At 44.5% G+C, this 17,984-nt stretch carries 8 protein-coding genes; 1 reads left to right on the forward strand and 7 read right to left on the reverse strand.

Features of this window, described 5'->3' with window-relative positions; genetic code table 11:
- Positions 1-143: 143 nt before the first annotated feature.
- The 7 genes from ACBR23_RS26305 to ACBR23_RS26335 form a co-directional block, all read right to left on the reverse strand.
- Positions 144-5,759 (reverse strand): AAA family ATPase, encoded by a 5,616-nt coding sequence (locus ACBR23_RS26305; RefSeq protein ID WP_371119566.1) that lies wholly within the window; start codon positions 5,757-5,759, stop codon positions 144-146.
- 657 nt (positions 5,760-6,416) lie between these two features.
- Positions 6,417-8,186: an adenylate/guanylate cyclase domain-containing protein gene (locus tag ACBR23_RS26310; protein WP_371119565.1), complete on the reverse strand. Its 1,770-nt coding sequence runs from the start codon at positions 8,184-8,186 to the stop codon at positions 6,417-6,419.
- On the reverse strand, positions 8,183-8,581 hold the full coding sequence (locus ACBR23_RS26315; protein WP_341739183.1) for a response regulator: 399 nt from the start codon (positions 8,579-8,581) through the stop codon (positions 8,183-8,185). The genes ACBR23_RS26310 and ACBR23_RS26315 overlap by 4 nt, the downstream gene beginning before the upstream one ends.
- A gap of 610 nt (positions 8,582-9,191) precedes the next feature.
- Positions 9,192-9,914: a ribonuclease HII gene (locus tag ACBR23_RS26320; RefSeq protein ID WP_341739182.1), complete on the reverse strand. Its 723-nt coding sequence runs from the start codon at positions 9,912-9,914 to the stop codon at positions 9,192-9,194.
- A gap of 72 nt (positions 9,915-9,986) precedes the next feature.
- Positions 9,987-12,281, reverse strand: a complete 2,295-nt coding sequence (locus tag ACBR23_RS26325; RefSeq protein ID WP_371117599.1) for an Rne/Rng family ribonuclease — start codon at positions 12,279-12,281, stop codon at positions 9,987-9,989.
- Positions 12,282-13,086: 805 nt separating this feature from the next.
- Positions 13,087-14,208 carry an RNA-guided endonuclease TnpB family protein gene (locus tag ACBR23_RS26330; protein WP_341739180.1) on the reverse strand — a complete coding sequence of 374 codons (1,122 nt, stop codon included), beginning with the start codon at positions 14,206-14,208 and terminating at the stop codon, positions 13,087-13,089.
- 224 nt (positions 14,209-14,432) lie between these two features.
- Positions 14,433-17,207, reverse strand: a complete 2,775-nt coding sequence (locus tag ACBR23_RS26335; protein ID WP_371119564.1) for a TIGR03960 family B12-binding radical SAM protein — start codon at positions 17,205-17,207, stop codon at positions 14,433-14,435.
- A 387-nt stretch (positions 17,208-17,594) separates the two neighbouring features.
- Between ACBR23_RS26335 and ACBR23_RS26340 the strand changes: the two genes are divergently transcribed.
- Positions 17,595-17,789, forward strand: a complete 195-nt coding sequence (locus ACBR23_RS26340) for a hypothetical protein (RefSeq protein ID WP_340525455.1) — start codon at positions 17,595-17,597, stop codon at positions 17,787-17,789.
- Positions 17,790-17,984: the final 195 nt, after the last annotated feature.

Genomic DNA, 17,984 nt, shown 5'->3' on the forward strand with positions numbered 1-17,984 from the left:
CCTCTAATTTATAGTCTAGTCTAGATCCCCTAAATCCCCCTTAAAAAGGGGAGTAGGGGTTGACTTTGAATGCTCTTGTCCCCCCCTTATTAAGGGGGGTTAGGGGGGATCTAGACTCGACTACAAGCGACATTTATTATGGGCTAGCTATCTATCGGTAAAGAAACAGTAAAAGTAGTTTGACCAGGAATTGATTTAAATTCAATCACACCTCCATGTTTTTCTACAATTTTCCTAACGATATCCAGCCCTAAACCACTACCTTCTCCTGGTGGTTTAGTTGTAAAGAAAGGATTAAAAATCTTCGCCTTAACCTCTTCAGGAATACCAGAACCACTATCAGTAATACTCACCATTATAGACCCATTTTCCTCCCTAGCATCAATGGTCAAAGTCCCTCGGTTATTCATAGCTTGCAAACTATTATGAATTAAATTAGTCCAAACTTGATTTAATTCATCAAAGTAGCAGCTAATTTTGGGCAACTCTTGATAATTACGAATTACCTCTATTCCCTGTTTAAGTTGATTTTGATATAGGGTTAAAATCACTTCAACTCCATCAATAATATTCGCTTCAATGGTTTCTCCAGTTTGGTTAAATCGGGCATAGGTTTTGAGTGCAAAGACAATTTTTGTTGCTCTTTCAGAAGCAGTTTTAATGTCTCGTGTACTTTCTTGCAAACGGACAAACTGGCGCACGGTTTTGAGAAAGTTGTCACACTCGGCATCTTGGAATATAGAGAGAAAAGGCTCAAGCCGATCGCAAATTCCCAAATCTAGAAGCAGATTGGCCACAGTATCAGCCTCAGCAATGCCTTGAGCTTGTAGTTGGCTGACAATAGCTTTCCTCAATTGGCGGCGTTCTCGGCCCGATACAATTGTAGTATTTTGTTGCGATCGCTCCAACATCTCGATAAATTGCTGTTGGCGTTGTGGCGATAGTGATTGAAAAAATGAGGGTAATTGATTGAGATTTTGACTCAAGAAATCACCAATAGAACCTACGGAGGAACAAATCGCTCCCAAAGGTGTATTGATTTCATGAGCTACTCCCGCCACCAATTGTCCCAATGCAGCCATCTTTTCCGATTGAATCAGTTCGTCTTGGGTAGATTGGAGAGTATTTAAAGCCTGTGAAAGTTCTTGGGTACGTTCCTCAACCTTAGTTTCTAAATTAGCATAGAGTTGAGCATTTTCAATCGAAATTGCTGCTTGAGACGCTAAGATATTTAAGACTGCGAGGCGATCGTCCGTAAAGGCATTAGTCACCAGATTATTTTCAAGGTACAGAATTGCGCTCGGCTTTCCTTGATGTTGAATCGGCAGACACAAAACAGACTTTGGTTGATGCTGGATGATATAAGAGTCAGCAGCAAAGGTAGCCTCTGTAGTGGCATCATTTATTACCAGAGTTTCTTGGGTGCGCCAGACATAGTTAATAATTGCGATCGGAATTTCGTTAGAGTCAACAACTGGAGTTGAGTTTAGGTTGCACGATTTACCAGTAGCACATTGAACAGCGAGGAACAATGAATCTCCTTGTATCAAAATCATCGCTCCTGTTTCGGCTCCCGCATTCTCTATCATCACTTGCATCAAAGTGGAGAGCAACTTATCGAGATTAATTTCGCCTGAGAGTGATTGAGATGCTTTGATTACGGTTGCCAAATCCAGGATTTGTGAAACACCTGAACTTGTACCTGTAACAGTTCCACTCATCGTTTGAGCAATTGTCTCCCCTGTCTTTAAGCTCATTTTCTGATTTAAAATCGGCGCAAGTAATTGAGGATAACGTTTTTCTAAATCCTCAACTTTTGCCTTGGCTCCCCAGCGTGCATAGGCGTAGTAAGCATCCGTTAGGTAGACTTGAGCAATTTTCTCTTTGCCCCAGGTTAGATAAAATTTGGCTGCGAGTTCGTTAGCTAGTGCTTCTTCATTGATGTACTCGTTTTCTTTGGCGAGTTTAATAGCGCGATCGTAATTATCAATCGCCTCCATATTTTGACCTAAAACTCGATGTCGTTCAGCATCTACTAAATACAATTTATGCAAATAATTCATGGGAGCATTTTGCGCCCACTGATGCAGAGTAGTTTGATGGGTTTCCACTAAGGCAAGAATTTCAGTTTGCTCAATTGCTGAATCTGTGGGCAAAAGTGCTAGGTGGGTGAGGGCGGCATAGAAATGGAAAATGGGAACAAAAGTCGATCCCGATACTCCCATCACATACTGTTTAATTTGGGTAATGTTGTCTAGGGCAGCCGTGTAGTTTCCATAGCAGTAAGCAAGCAGCAGTTTGAAGATGCAGGCACAGGCGATCGCCGTGAATTCATTGTCCTGATAATGCTTGGGAATCATCACCGTTTCATCATAGGCTTCCCCGATTAAGCAATCCGAGTGAATACGGGTTTCCCTCAAGTTCTGCACCGTCTGCTGAATCATATCCAAATAAATTTGAGCAGAATATTGTTTCAACTGCGCCATGACACCCCTGTAACCTGCTATTTCTGCTTCCCAAGTGTCTAGTTCTACCCCAGCGAATAAATGGGTATAAAAATAAATGTATATGTTGTAGCCAGCGTCTACAAAGTCGCCAGTTTCCATGCCAGCCGTAAAGCCATCTTTCAGTGTCGGTAGTGTTGCTAAAAGAGCTTCTTTACGATGCTGAATCCAGCCACCAAACAAAAGTAAAACTGTGGACTTCAATTCCCGTACATTTAAGCGATCGAGCAAATTCAGCCCCAATTGCCCATAGCCATAGCCCGTTTCCACTTCTTGAAAAAATGCACACAACACCATCCCGTGCATCGCATACCCCACCGTCGATGCGGGTGCATTCCCAAATTGGAGCGATAAACTCACCATCGTCGAGCTAAGTAGGGGCAGTAAACCGGGCATTCCCTGGAAAACGGGTGGAAACAACATACCAGACAGTTGCATAGCTGCGTGAGTCTGTGGATTTCTCATCACAGGTAGGTCAATTAGTTCCTCAATCTTTCTGTCGCCGAGGTAGCCTGCAAGGGCTTGTAGCGCTTTGCCGATCGAGGCTTCATCAGGTGTGGTAGGGAGTTCAATTCCCAATTGTAAGAGTGCGTCTCTGGCGACTGCGATCGTTTCTAACACCTTGCTCTGGGCTGTCTGAGCAGCAATTTTTATTTCGTAAATTTTAACTCGCTCTAAAATTGTTTGGGCGTGTTGCAAAACCTGTGCTGCTAGGGTATCCATACCATCAAAGTCAGCATTCAAATAGGCAGCTTCGGCAGCAGCAACATAGAGATTCAGGGTCAATTCATACTGATTCTGCCAGCAGTTAGCCCTCAAGAGTTCAATCCCTGTTTGGAGATACATATTTGCCGCAGCATAAGCAGTTGAAGTTAAAGCTTTACGTCCGGCGATTAAATTTAATTGAGCTAGTTGATCTCGCTCAGACTGAGAGTCAATTAACTCCACCCCCATATTCAACTGGTTGACAATATCAAAAATTTTTTCTTCTCTTTCTGCTTCAGGAGTATTCCTGAACAGCAGTTGCCCAATTTCGAGATGGGTGGACTGTTTCTGGGATTCGGGAATCAAAAAATATGCTGCTTGCTGCACTCGGTCATGTAAAAACTTGTAGGGAACCGATAAATCCGACGCTTGTGCAACTTCAACTGATTCCGAGTCCCCAAAAAACTTGTAAACTTCACTAATCGGAATAACTAACCCTTCTTGCAACGCTTTCCACAAATCAGCAGATGTCTCAGTCTGAGATTTTTTATGAACAATTGCCAGAGTTGCCAAGTCAAACTGATTGCCAATACAAGCTGCAAGTTTCAGGACTTCCTGGGTATTTATAGGCAGTTTTTGCAACTGAATTGCCATAAACTCGACCACATCATCGGTCAAAGCTAGCGTCCTAACTTGGGCAATATCACATTGCCACCCCCCCCTTGCCCCCCCTTCGCAAGCAGGGGTTGGGGGGGGGACATCAAATGATATTAACCCATCGACCTGCAAAGATTTGAGAAATTGAGTAGCAAAAAAAGGATTGCCTTGAGTTTTGGCGAAAACCAGTTCTGTCAGAGAAATCGCCCTTTCTGGTGGACAGGAAAGAGTATTGGCAATCAGGCGATTCAGGGAAGTTTTATCTAGGGGTGCTAAAGTTATTTGGTTGACTGTTGCCGAGTATTTGCGAATCTCATCCAAGGTCAGGATCAGTGGGTGTGCTGGAAAAACTTCATTATCCCGATACGCTCCGATTAACAATACATAGCGGGTATTCGTCTCGCTCATCAACAATTGTATTAGCTTCAATGAAGCCGAGTCTGCCCACTGCAAATCATCCAAGAAAATTACTAAAGGATGCTCTTTTGTTGCGAACACTCGGATGAAGTTTTGAAATAATAGATTGAAGCGATTTTTAGCGGCAGTCCCCTCTAGTTCTGAAACTTTTTTCTGCTTGCCAATTAGGTGTTCTAATTCAGGAATGACATCAACAATGACCTGACCGTTTTCACCCAAAGCCTCAAATACTTTAACTTTCCATTTCTGCACCTGGGCAGGACTTTCAGTGAGTAATTGCCTCATTAAATTCTGGAATGCTTGCACCCATGCAGAAAAGGGAATATCGCGCTTGAATTGGTCAAATTTTCCTTTGATGAAATAACCCCTTTCGCGGACAATGGGTTTGTGCACTTCATTCACTACAGCAGTTTTACCAATGCCAGAAAAGCCAGCAACTAGCATAATTTCTCTGCTACCTTCGCTGACGCGATCGAAGGCTTCTAATAGGGCTTTAACTTCAGTTTCTCTACCGTAGAGTTTTTCGGGAATGATGAAGCGATCGCAAATATCCCGATTTCCCAACGCAAACTCGGTAATGTTGCCATTTTCTTGCCATTGCCGCCAACACTTTTCTAGGTCATAGCGCAGTCCAGAAGCACTTTGATAGCGTAATTCTGGAGTTTTTGCCATCAATTTCATAATCATGTTATTCACCATCATTCCCATAGCTGGAACCAAATTTATTGGAGGAATTTGCATTCTGGCAATATGACAGTGAACCAGTTCCATGGGCTCGGTGGAATTAAATGGTAATTGTCCTGTTAGTAGTTGGTAAAAAGTAACTCCCAGCGAGTAAAAGTCGGTGCGGTAGTCGATACCTCGATTCATTCGTCCCGTTTGTTCCGGGGACATATAAGCCAGAGTTCCTTCTAAGACTTTGGGATTTTGAATTTCCTGGTTTTCTCTCGGTAACAGTGAGGAAATGCTGAAGTCAATTAATTTAATTTCTTTAGTTTCAGGGTTAATAATAATATTCTGGGGCTTGATGTCTTTGTGAATAATTCGGTTGTGATATAGTCCTTCTAGGGTTTGGACAACCTGAAGCGCGATCGGCAAAAATTCATCTAGCGCTAGGGGCGAACTCTGGGGCGAGGCGTCAGAGTTATTTGATTGGATATTATCCAATTGCTTGGCATTAGCAGTATACTCAGCCAGGGAAACAGCGCCCACATCCTCCATTACCAGAGCAAAAGCATTGCGGTAGTTTAAGAGTGCAATCGGTTTGACAATTCCGGGAAGGTCAAGATTTTTGGTAATGGTGTACTGATTCCGAAACTGCACGAGTTCGCTAAAAGTGGGATACTCAGTTTTGAGCAGTTTGATAATCACTTTTTGGTTGGACTCAGTAACACCTCGATAAACCTGTGTTCTAGATCCATTATAGATTTCTTCGATGATGTGATAACCGGGAATTGTTAACAAATTATTAGTCATAGTGAAGAAGTTGAATAAACATTATATAGATGCTACAGGAGGCGGAAAACGCTCGATTTGACCATAGACTTACTGCACTACGTGCATTTTTAAGCTGAAATTATTGATTTTGCAAATTTTAGACGATCGCCCGGAAGTTACCTAGGCTATTCATGGTGATTTGAAAATTTTACACCAACAAGATTAATTTACAGTAGCTAAATAGTCGATCGCCTTTAAGTATAGCAAGCGCCAAGGCTGTTAATGTGATTTGTTCCTTGCTCCCTGAGCCGAGTCGAAGGGAGCAAGAAACAAAGCGGATTGGCGATTGCTATATTCCATTTAGATAAAATTTGTTTTTAAACATATCACATTTCTAGTTTCTTGTCAAATCACAACAGAACAGCCTGGGAAACCATAGGAAATTTTTGATGAAATCACCAATCGGAGCGATCGTGTAACCAACAACCAACAACCAACAACCAACAACCAACAACAAATAAGTAGAAGGAAGAAGGAAGAAGTCACCCCCCCCTGCCCCCCCCTAGGGGGGAAATTCAGGAAGAAGGAAGAAGACTTATGCAGTCAGCTTTTCGGTCATCCGTATTTTACGTTTAATTAAGTGGATTTACTTAACAAATAACAAATAACCAACAACCAACAACCAACAACCAATAACTAATCACATCTTTCCAGATAAATCTGAGCCACTATATCGCCAGGATTGTGCTGCAAACACTCAGTAAAAAGTAAAGCCGCTCCACTAAAATTTTTCATGTCATACAAAAACAAAGCCTCGCTAAATACTTGCAGCGTCGCTAACTTACCAGCTTTAATTTCCGGCAAGTCCGCATCAAAAACTTCATAAACAGTCACCATTTCCGACTTTCCTTTTACCTGAACTCGATCGATTTTGCGGATTGCATAATCAGCAGGATTTTTCAAACACTCGAAAGTCGGATGAGTAATCAACAGCGACACCCCATACTTTTTCGTCAAACTTTCAATCCGAGAAGCCAAATTAACCGCATCACTAATCACCGTACCATCCATCCGGCTAGGCCCGCCGACGATACCCAGCATCAAAGAACCAGTATTAATCCCCACCCCAATCTTAATGGGTATATAGCCAGCAGAAGCGCGCTCTTGATTGTATTCAACCAAGGCGTGTAACATGGCTATTCCCGCACGAACAGCATCATCAGCACCCTCGCTAAACAGTGCCATAATTGCATCGCCAATATATTTATCAATAAACCCCCGATTTTCAACAATTAGCGGTTCCATATGACTCAAATAAGAATTTATAAATTTGAAATTCTCTTCTGGCGTCATCTGTTCCGAAAGAGTAGTGAATTCGCGGATGTCAGAAAATAACACCGACATTTCTAACTCTACCGCGTCTCCCAATTTAATATCAACAATACTTTCACATCCCAAAAAACCTAAAAATTCATTGGGTACAAACCGACTTGTCGCCTGAGTGATTTCTAATTCTGCCTCCAGTGCAATTTCCAAATTGCAATTGACTTCAAAGAGTTCGTCAATCAATTTTTTCCGTTCTGTTTCAGCTTGTTTGCGTTCCGTGATATCTTGAAGAGTATTGATAGCATAGACAATTTTGCCATCCCGATCGTAAATTGGGGTAGCCTGAATTTCTACGGGAATAATCTGCTCCCCGTGTCGGACTTCTAAATCATCAGCCACGGAAGTTTCCCCCCTCAATGCCCGGATGATTGGTAAGTTTTCGACTGGGCAATGTTCAAGAGTACCCCCTTGATAAAGTTGATAAACCTCTGACAATTTTTCCGCAGGCATATCCGATACAACTCCTTTACCAAATATCTCTTTTGCCTTCCGATTGATATAGTAAACTTTGCCATCAGTATCAAGTACACCCACACCCACTGGCATTGCTTCCAAAAACTGTGTCAAGCGATTTTCATTTTCGTGTAATTTAGTAATCAGTACCGCTTGCTGGCTGTTTAATGTTGCCAACTCTTGATTCATGCGCTGGAGTTGCGCATTTTGTTCGGTAAGTTGTTTGTCTTTAAAATAGCTATTTATCGCTTCTTTAACTGTCAATTTCAAATCTTCTGCTTGCCAAGGCTTACTGATATAACGATATAAATTGGCATGATTAATCGCATTGCTTATCGCTTCAACATCCGCTTGTCCTGTCAGCATAATTTTGATAGTTTTCGGCGACACGATATGTACGCGCCTTAATAGCTCATCTCCCATCATTCCCGGCATCATCTGGTCGGAAATAATTAGAATAACTTCAGATCCCTCCTCTCGCAATTCTTGCATTAATTCTAATGCTTCTTCTCCTCCTTCAGCTATTTCGATTATATAATCGTTATCGACGGCTTCTCGCAATTCTGCTTTGAGCCCCCTGAGTATAGTTATCTCGTCATCGACGCAAATAATTACCTGTTGGTTCATAGTTTATGAGATAAAGCAGATTTAATAGTTTCCCGTAACTCTGCTTCTAACCAAGGTTTAGATAAGCATTTATGAAGATTTGCCTGTTGTTGAGCGCGAGCGACTGCTGAGTCGTCAACTTGACCTGTCAGCATTATTTTGATAATATTAGGAAATTCTTCATGAATACGAATCAACAACTCATCTCCCTTCATACCGGGCATTAACCAATCGGAAATAATTACAACGACGCTAACTTGATCGTCATTGAGTTCGCTAATTAACTCCAAAGCTTCTTCGGCATCTTCGGCCCCTTCATAGCTGTACGCATCGCCAAATTCTGCGGCTAGCTGCGTCCTCAGACTGTCCAACATGATTCTCTCGTCGTCAACACACAAAATCACTGGTTTAGCCATCTATTTTTGCTCCTTTGTCATTAGTCAATCAATTCGAGACTAGAGATTAGAGATTAGAGATTGATATCATCAGTCGCGATCGATCGCAGCTACTTGCGATAGACAACCCTGGAGATTTTCAGATTAGTATCCACTTGTGAAACCATCAAAACCGGAAACTCTGGAAATCCCTCCTGTCACCCATTGGATTAACCAAAAGGCGATCGCAAGAGGTGAGACGAAAATTATCGCTTAATTTAAAACCTCAAATCTGACATCATTGGTATAAAAAAATGAAAATTAGTTTGGCCAGGAATAGATTTGACTTCAATTTCCTCTGGTTTTTTAGTAAAAAATGGCTCAAATATTTGGGATTTTATGGTTTCTGGTATCCCCATCTCGGTATCAGTAATGCTAATCTTAGCGTGTTGCTATATTTCCTACAACTAAGTATTAGATGTCTCCCCAAAAATAGTCAAGAATAGGCAGGATGACAGTTCCACAGTAATTATATCGTTGACCGTTGCATGGTCATGATTTAACCGCAGAGAGCGCTCTTGACACAGAGTCCGAGAATAGAGAGATGAATACAGGACGATGCTACGGGATTTGATATTACGGGAGATGTCTATTATCGACACGGGCTAAAAGATTTTCGGTGAAAAGCCGATCGCCCGTAACGTTCCAATCCCAATTTATGTTTAGCAGTACCATATCCCTTATTGTTTGTCAAGTCATATTCAGGATACTTAACAGCCAAACGCAAGATTAATTCATCGCGCCACACTTTCGCCACAATACTAGCAGCAGCAATCTGAATCGATCGCGAATCACCCTTCACCATTGTCTCTTGGGCGATCGGCAAATTGGGAATCCTTTGATTTCCGTCCACTAAACACAAATCAGGAGTAACATTCAGCTTCATAATGGCGCGTTTCATCGCCAACAAAGAAGCCTGCAAAATATTCAAACGGTCAATTTCAGTAACCGAAGCCACACCAATTTGACAATCCACAGCCACAGCCCGGATTTTGACAGCTAGCCGACTCCTGGCTGCGGCACTCAACTGCTTACTATCTCGCACCCCACAATTTACCAACTCATCCAAAAGCTCGATCGGCAAAATGCAAGCCGCCGCCACCACAGGCCCGAACAAAGCCCCTCGCCCGACTTCATCCACACCTGCAACGAGCTGGGGAGAGGAAGAGGGGGAGAGGGGGATACCAGTAGAGGGAGGGACGGGGAGATGGAAAGAGGGGAAGAGAGTAAAAATTTCTACTGCTTCTGTCTTCCCTCTGCCTTTTTGCGTCTGCGGTTTTCCGTCGGCGGTTTTCCGTCTTCCTTCTTCCTTCATTAGACATCTCCTAAAAAAACAGTCAAGAACAGGCAGGATGCCTGTTCCACAATAATTATGGGAGAGGTCTATTTATTCATCCAAAACAGCAGAGGAACGGCGACGGCGACGGCGATTGATAGCGGGTTCCTCCGGTTCTTCCGATGGAATTGGTTCCTCCGATGGCATTGGTTCCTCCGATGACATTGGTTCCTCCGATGGCATTGGTTCCTCCGCCTCATCGCTCATTTCCGATATTTCAGACATCGAGGACATTTCCGACATGGGCTCAAAATCATCAGTGTCGTCGTCCATCAGACTTTCATCGTAAATTTCCGTCTCAGCATCCTCAGAAAATACAGGAGAAAATACAGACTCAACTACAGGCATCTCGTCATAATAATCCCGTTCCTCCACCTCCGATCCTTGCGCCGTCGGTGTAAATTCAAGTTCCAACTGCTCAAAGGGCGGCTTAGTTGGGGCTTCTCCCGGCATTGTCACCGAAACGATCGCATTCTTAGGATTTTTCAGACTGCGATTAGTCAGCACCAAAGGAGAAACCCCCATCACAGCATAAACATCCTGTTCCTCAGCCGTCATTTCCACCGTAATCACTTCCGGAGGCTCCACCATCGGCTTCATCAACTCCGACTTAGTGGGACGCACCCGCTCGAAATCTTCGCGCCTGGAACCCGTCATATTCACCAATCCAAAACCCTCGGAAGCAGGGCGAATGCCTGGGGGTGGAAGATATTCCGCTCTCGGCTCTGCAATGGGAGCGCTGGAAGTATTGGGAAGTCGCAACTTGCTGCGTACTGGTTCCTCTTCCACCGGCAGTCCAAAAGCTTCTTCCCCAATCCGGCGACGGCGGCGGCGGCGAGTACCGTTCCCCAAGTCTTGATAACTGGGATGGTTGAGTAAATCCAAAGAAGCAACATTACTACCAGCCTCAAAATCCAAGCTTTCATTCTGAGGTTCCCAAGCAGCCCGCTGGGGTTCGGCTAAACGTTCTTCCCGCACCGATGTGGGACTTGCAGCGGCTACAGGGGCTAAGCTGCGGCGCTCCAATCCTTCGGGTAAATTTAACAACACGCGGTTGGATGTGGCCACAGTGCGATCGCCCGATTCCCGTGCCGCTGGGGCCATTTCCTCTTCGCCAGGGAGTTGCACCAAATGACCCAACCCGTTGCAAGTAGGACAACTGTGGCCGAACAATTCATAAATATTTTGGCCTTGGCGCTTGCGAGTCAGTTCTACCAGCCCCAATTCTGAAAGTTGGGCGATTTGTGGTCGAGCTTTGTCAGCCCGGAGAGCTTTATTGAAGTGTTCGAGCACCTGCAACTGATCGCGGCGGGACTCCATGTCAATAAAATCAACAATAATTACCCCGGCAATATTCCGCAAGCGCAGTTGTCTGGCGATTTCTGTGGCAGCTTCGCAATTTGTCCAGAGTACCGTTTCTCGCGCCGTAGCCGATCGAGTAAAGGAACCAGAGTTGACATCTATCACCGTTAGTGCTTCTGTCGGCTCAATAATCACATAACCGCCAGAAGGCAAATCTACCCTTGGTCTGAGGGCTTCTCTAATGGCAGCATTCACCCGGAAAAATTCTAAAATCGAGGCGCGCTCTCGATGATGGTCGATCAAAACTCCCGCAGGCAGTTTGCCACCGTTCCAGCTCATCAACTGCTGCTTGACTCGCTTAATCCCATTTTGCGAGTCCACCACAATCCGATTCACATCACCACTAAACATATCCCGCAGCACCCGCTGGATAAAATCGTCATCGCGGTTGAGGAGTGCCGGTGCCCGCGTCGTACCGCCTTCAATTTGAACGGCTTCCCACTGTTTTTGTAGCACTTCCAAGTCTTCCATGATGGCTTCTTCAGTCTGGCCTTCAGCCTCGGTGCGTACCAAAAGTCCCATGCCGGCTGGTTTGACCAAAATAGCCAGGGCTCGGAGGCGGTTGCGCTCGGCTTCGGACTTGATCCGCCGGGAGAGATTGACTCCCCGTCCGTAGGGCATCAGCACCAAATAGCGACCAGGCAGAGTAATGTTGCCCGTGAGTCGGGGGCCTTTACTGCCCGTGGGTTCTTTCATTACCTGTACCAGAACTTTTTGTTGGGGAGTCAAAAGTTCTGTAATTGCTCCTGCCGAGCGCTTGAGTCGCAGCGGGCCGAGGTCTGTGACGTGCATAAACCCGTTGCGTTCTGGGTCGCCGATATTCACGAAGGCGGCATCTATCCCAGGTAATACATTTTCGACAATGCCTAAGTAAATATCACTAACTTGGTGGCTGCCTGTGGCTACCACGAGTTCTTGGATTTGGTCTTCTGAAAAGACGGCAGCAATACGATGCTGCTCTGCTATAACTATCTGCTTAGTCATTCAATTTCCTCGAAAAAATTGTCAGCAAGTTCCAGACACCTACGCTGAATAGTGCCTTTAACTTTGATTTTAATTAGTAGTAACTTCAAGAGTTATTAGCTGTGATTTATTGCAGGATGGAAGGACTGTTAAATGTTGACTATTAACTGTTGACTGTTGACCGTTACAGATAAAGTGCTTAAATCCACCCGTACAGAGTTATGAGTTATGCTTCGCAGACTGAGCTGGAAGATAGAAATAAGGACGCTTTTAGCGAGTTGTAAATATTAGACATCTCCCAAAAAGGCTGTCAATGGCAGGCTGGATGCCTACCCCACAATAGTTACGGGAGAGGTCTCTTGAATTTTGATTTGTGAATTACGAATTCTTTCACTCAAAATTCAATCCTTGCAACTGTTAATTGGAACTCAGCGAATCAATTCAGTGACACCGTACCAATTTCTTAACACACAACTCTACACAAAAAACTGATAACTCCAGGAAGTGGTGGTTCAGGGCTGGTTTTGAGGGAAATTATGTAGGAGTGAAAGCGTAAGGACTTTTGTTGAACACTTGTGCGATCGGCGGATTGCACTCAACTGAATTCAGCTTGCCATTCGACTGCGATTTCCGTCAACTACCAACCCTCAAACCTGGTCAAAAACATCTATTTTTGAATAGTCTGTAAACCCATAGTCAAATGCGGACTATTAGGTTTACTTTGCAGGTGTGACCCTGACAGGCTGCTATACAAATACTAGACAAGTCTAGACACTTGCTTCTTGCTTCATCGGGAGCATGGGAGCGGCTATCCCTCAGCAAGCTTTCACGGTTTAGCCAACCGCGATACACCAGTTACTCCACTTGGGGACACCCTAAGACCGCACTGGCTTAAATTAATTGCTGCGTTCAAATCTCTGTCCATCGCATGACCGCAACTTCCACAGTTGTAAGTCCTTTCTTTTAGTGGCATATCTTGGATATGTCCACAACTTGAACAGGTTTTGGTTGACGGAAACCAACGGTCAGCAATGATTATTTCACAACCAAACTTTTTAGCCTTGTATTCTAACTGACGTTTGAATTCATGGAATCCACAGTCAGCTATTACTTGTGCTATTTTGTGATTCTTTAGCATCCCACTGACCTTCAAATCTTCTACTACTATCCTTGCGTGGTTTTTGCATAAGTAAGTAGTGATTTGATGCAGAGTATTTTTTCTGAGGTTTGCTATTTTTGCATGATGTTTCCCTAGCTGGACTTTAGCTTTTTGTCTATTTCCAGAACCTTTTACCTTTCTCGCCAGAACTCTTGATAATCTCTTGAGTTTTGCCTGATGCGATTTGTAGTGTTTTGGGTTGGGAAATACTACGCCCGTTGAAAGGGTAGCTAACTCTTTTACTCCCAAATCAACTCCTACAACTTCATGACTTTTGATGGTCGGTTCATGATTTTGTTCATAAGCAAAAGCGATAAACCAACTATCGGCAGTACGTGAAATGGTGATTGACTTGCAGGTAGTATGAGGCAATCCCTCGTAAGTTTTCACCCAGCCGATTGTGGGTAACTTTATAGACGTACCGCCCACAAAAATAGGCTTACCGCCTGCATCTATCGTGAAAGAGTCGTGATGTCCTTTTTTCTTGAACTTAGGATATCCACCTTTTTTCTTGAAAAATAAGGAGAAAGAGTCTCCAAGATTGTCAAAAGCGTATTGAGTTATCTTCTGGCAGATTCCTGTTTCTTTAATCCATGTAAACTCAGGTTTCACATGATTGTTGAAGAATTTCTTAAGCAGGTATTTGTTGGGCGCTACTCCATCTTTGTAAAGGTTGCTCCAAGTAGCCAATCCCCAGTTATAAGTAAACCTCGCTATTCCTGCGTGTTTGCTCATAATTGTTGCCTGACTCTTGTTTAGCTTTAACTTTGTTTTGATGGATAAAAGCATTGTTCGACCTCAACACTGGATTTCACCGATGACCCGACAGGGTGCGTTTGGTTGGTAACTTCCCCGAAACATCCCTGCGAAAGCGAGTGTCTTTACTGAGAATCCAAGCTTTTTTGGGAATCGCGCAGGGTTTGAACAAAATGGTCGTAGATTTGTCTATAAGTGTACCACCTTGTCTATTTAATCGCTAGCTAGGTACTAGCTCCACCTTCGACTTTTCTATTCTAACCATAACTCAGGATTAGCTGACTGCGTTGGATATGCAGAAGCTGAATTTCCTGGTGGCTGACTTGTTCGAGCATCCACACCAGATGTTCTGGCTTTAGTACATTACCATCACTGCGACAACTACCCTGATAGCGCAAGACGGCTTTACCTTGGGAGTTACGACTGTCGGCAGATTGACAATCTACCACTTCTAGTTCCTGTAGTCGATCGCGCAAATTGACTTGCTGCGTCTTACCCGACTTGGTAGTATGTTCCCGCCAAAAATCCTCAGCTTCCAAAATCGCCTGTACCCAAGCTTGCCACTGGTCACTAGCAGCGACATAAACAGGGGTCACATTCTCTGGCTTTGATTCGTCATTTTCTGCCACCGCACCAGCTACAGCCACAGTAATCAGGTATTCCGCAGCTTCTAACAACTGATTGGCAGAAGGAGCCTTAAGATCGATCGCCTCAACCTTGTAAACAGGAATATTTGGCGGCAGATGCGCCACCAATTTTGCCCGAAACTCCTGGGAGTCCATCGACTCAGTGAGTTCAAAATCCACAATTTCCCCTGTGCTGCTAACACCCAGAGGCAGGGCATTTGCCAGAGAAATGCGAGGGTTGGGATGAAAACCGCCGGTAAAAGAAATCGGTAAATCGGCTTTACGGAATACGCGATCGAACAATCGTACCAAATCCAAATGACCAACCAAAGCCATATCGCCCACCTTGCCAAACCACACCCGGAAGCGCTGTTTGCGCTCTTGATTGGGTACAAACTCCCCTGCAAAGGGAGGAATTGGCAGAGGTTCAACCACAATATTGTGTCCAAAGTCAGTGCCACAAACCCCACAGTGGGAACAGCCTTCAAAGGAACAATCGGGGACTGTTGCGGCTGCCAAAGCCTTCTGCAAATCAAGTTTTAGCCAATTTTTGTCAATTCCCGTATCCAGATGATCCCACGGTAAGGGTTGATCTAGGAGGGGGAGTGGGAGATTGGGGGAGGGGGAGATTGAGGGAGGGGGAGATTGGGGAAAATCTTCCCTTTGATTTCTTCCTTCTTCCTGATTCCTGAATTTCCCCCCTTGGGGGGGGCTGGGGGGGGTTACTTCCTTCTCTGCAAACAAATTCCATTCACCACTTTCGACTTGGCGATATTTCCAGGTAAGATCGGATTGGGCGATCGCCACAGTCCATGCCTTGTGAGCTTTATCCAAGCTTTCCCACCACGCATCCATACCTGCACCGAGTTCCCAAGCGCGACGGACGACAGCAGCCAAACGTCGATCGCCTCTGCCGACAAAATCCTCCATTGCCGAAATCCGCACATCGGTGAAATTCACCTTAACACCCTTCATCCCCCGAAACTCTTCCCTCAGTAATTTTTGCTTGCGGGCAAATTCTGTAGTAGAAACCGAGTGCCACTGAAAAGGAGTATGGGGCTTGGGCGTAAAGTTAGAAATTGTCAAATTGAAATTGAGTCGGCGTCTGCCATCGATCCGACATTCCCTACTCAGCCAACGGACTGTTTCGGCGATACCCAGAACATCAAAATCTGTTTCCCCAGGCAAACCGATCATAAAATACAGCTTGATTTTATCCCAACCGCGATCGACTGCCGTTTTCACACCCCTGAGCAATTCTTCATTAGTCAAACCCTTGTTCACAATATCCCGCATCCGCTGCGTACCAGCTTCCGGCGCAAAAGTCAACCCACCCTGGCGAGTACCACCAAGAATATCAGCAATATTGTCATCAAATCGATCGACCCGCTGGCTGGGTAGAGACAGAGAAATATTTTTATCTTTCAGGCGATTTTTGATTTCCATACCGACTGCTGGGAGTGCCAGATAGTCGGAACAACTGAGGGAAAGCAGGGAAAATTCGCTTTGCCCGGTGGCTTTCATGCCCTTTTCGATCGCCTCTACGACTTGTTGAGGTTCCACATCTCGCGCGGGGCGAGTCAACATTCCCGGTTGACAAAAGCGGCAACCGCGAGTACAACCACGGCGGATTTCTACTGTCAGTCGATCGTGTACTGTCTGGACGTAGGGAACCAGGCCGATCGAATAAGCTGGAATGGGAGTCGCCACCCGGCGTAAAATTCGTGGCGGAACATCCGGGCGATTGGGATGGACAGAACCATCAGGGGCCATGTCGTAGAATTGCGGCACATAAACGCCGGGAATTTGCGCCAAATCTAGCAACAACGCTTCTCGACTCAAAGCATTAGTTTTGCCTTCGGCCAAAATCAAGCCAATTTCCGGCAACAATTCTTCCCCATCACCCAAAGCAATGAAGTCAAAAAAGTCGGCGTAGGGTTCAGGATTGGAAGTTGCCGTTTGGCCGCCTGCAAAAATTAGTGGCAATTCGGAACTTGTCGCTCTTTCTTGCCAAGTTAGGGGAATGCCTGCCAAATCCAGCATTTCCAGAATATTTGTGGCTCCGAGTTCGTAACTGAGGCTAAAGCCCAGGATATCAAATTCGGTGAGCGATCGCCTCGATTCCACTGCAAACAGGGGAGTTTGAGTCGATCGCAGTTTGGCTGCTAAATCTGGGGCCGGCAAATAAGCGCGATCGCACAACTGCCTCGGCCCGGCGTTCAAGATATTGTAAAGAATGATGTGTCCGAGATTGGAAGCACCAACTTCATAGACTTCTGGGTAAGTCAGCACCCATCGCACAGTTGCTGCATCCCAAGGCTGGCGTACAGCCCCCAACTCGTTACCTAAATAACGAGCAGGTTGATTAATTTCTGATGTAAGTAATTCTTCGACTGTTACTGTCACGGCTGGACTCGCTAATAGTTGCGACTCTTAAGTAGCCTACCTCAAAAGCTGTCAATCCGCCAACCCAATTAGATTGGAGATGGGATATTGAAAACAGCCACCCCACCGGATAATCTAGATTAAGTATTTTTTTGATTTAAATTTTTTTTGCCAGATTTTCCGCATAAAAGTATGCTAGGATACTATTTATTATAAATACCAGACAATTTAGCCTCAATTTTACTGATTTTAAAATAGGGATTACCATAACAACCAGCCCCAGAACGACACTTTGGGATAACCAGATCCAGAAAGTAATTGAAATCACTGGTGGGTTCTGATTTAGATCACCTCGGAGATATATAATCTAGATCAATATATAAAATATACTGAGTTCTCCGATCTACTATGCAAGCAACTCATGCTATTCGTAAACTTGTAGAAAAAGCCCTCAATATTAAGCGTCTGACACCTGATATTGAAAATGAAATCAACTACGAACTAACTCGTCTGGGCTACATCTCGGATATTGATTACGAAGCTTTAGAGTTATTAATGAATGAAATGGATGAAGGGCGGGTGCAATTGGTATCTAGCTTTTGACCAAAAGAATGGGTACAAGCCCCGTGCTTCTAGGACGGCTTTAATTTCTTGCTGATTCTATCAGAGAGTTATCAAAAAATTGGGTTGAAAACCCCGTCCTTAAGGACGGCTTTAATTCTTTGGTAGATTTTACCGAGCCTGTTAGAATGGAATAGTAAAACAAAGGACAAAGAATGAAAGCAAGATTCCAATACA

The organism is Microcoleus sp., from assembly GCF_041354475.1.
In the GTDB taxonomy this organism is placed as follows: Bacteria; Cyanobacteriota; Cyanobacteriia; order Cyanobacteriales; family Microcoleaceae; genus Microcoleus.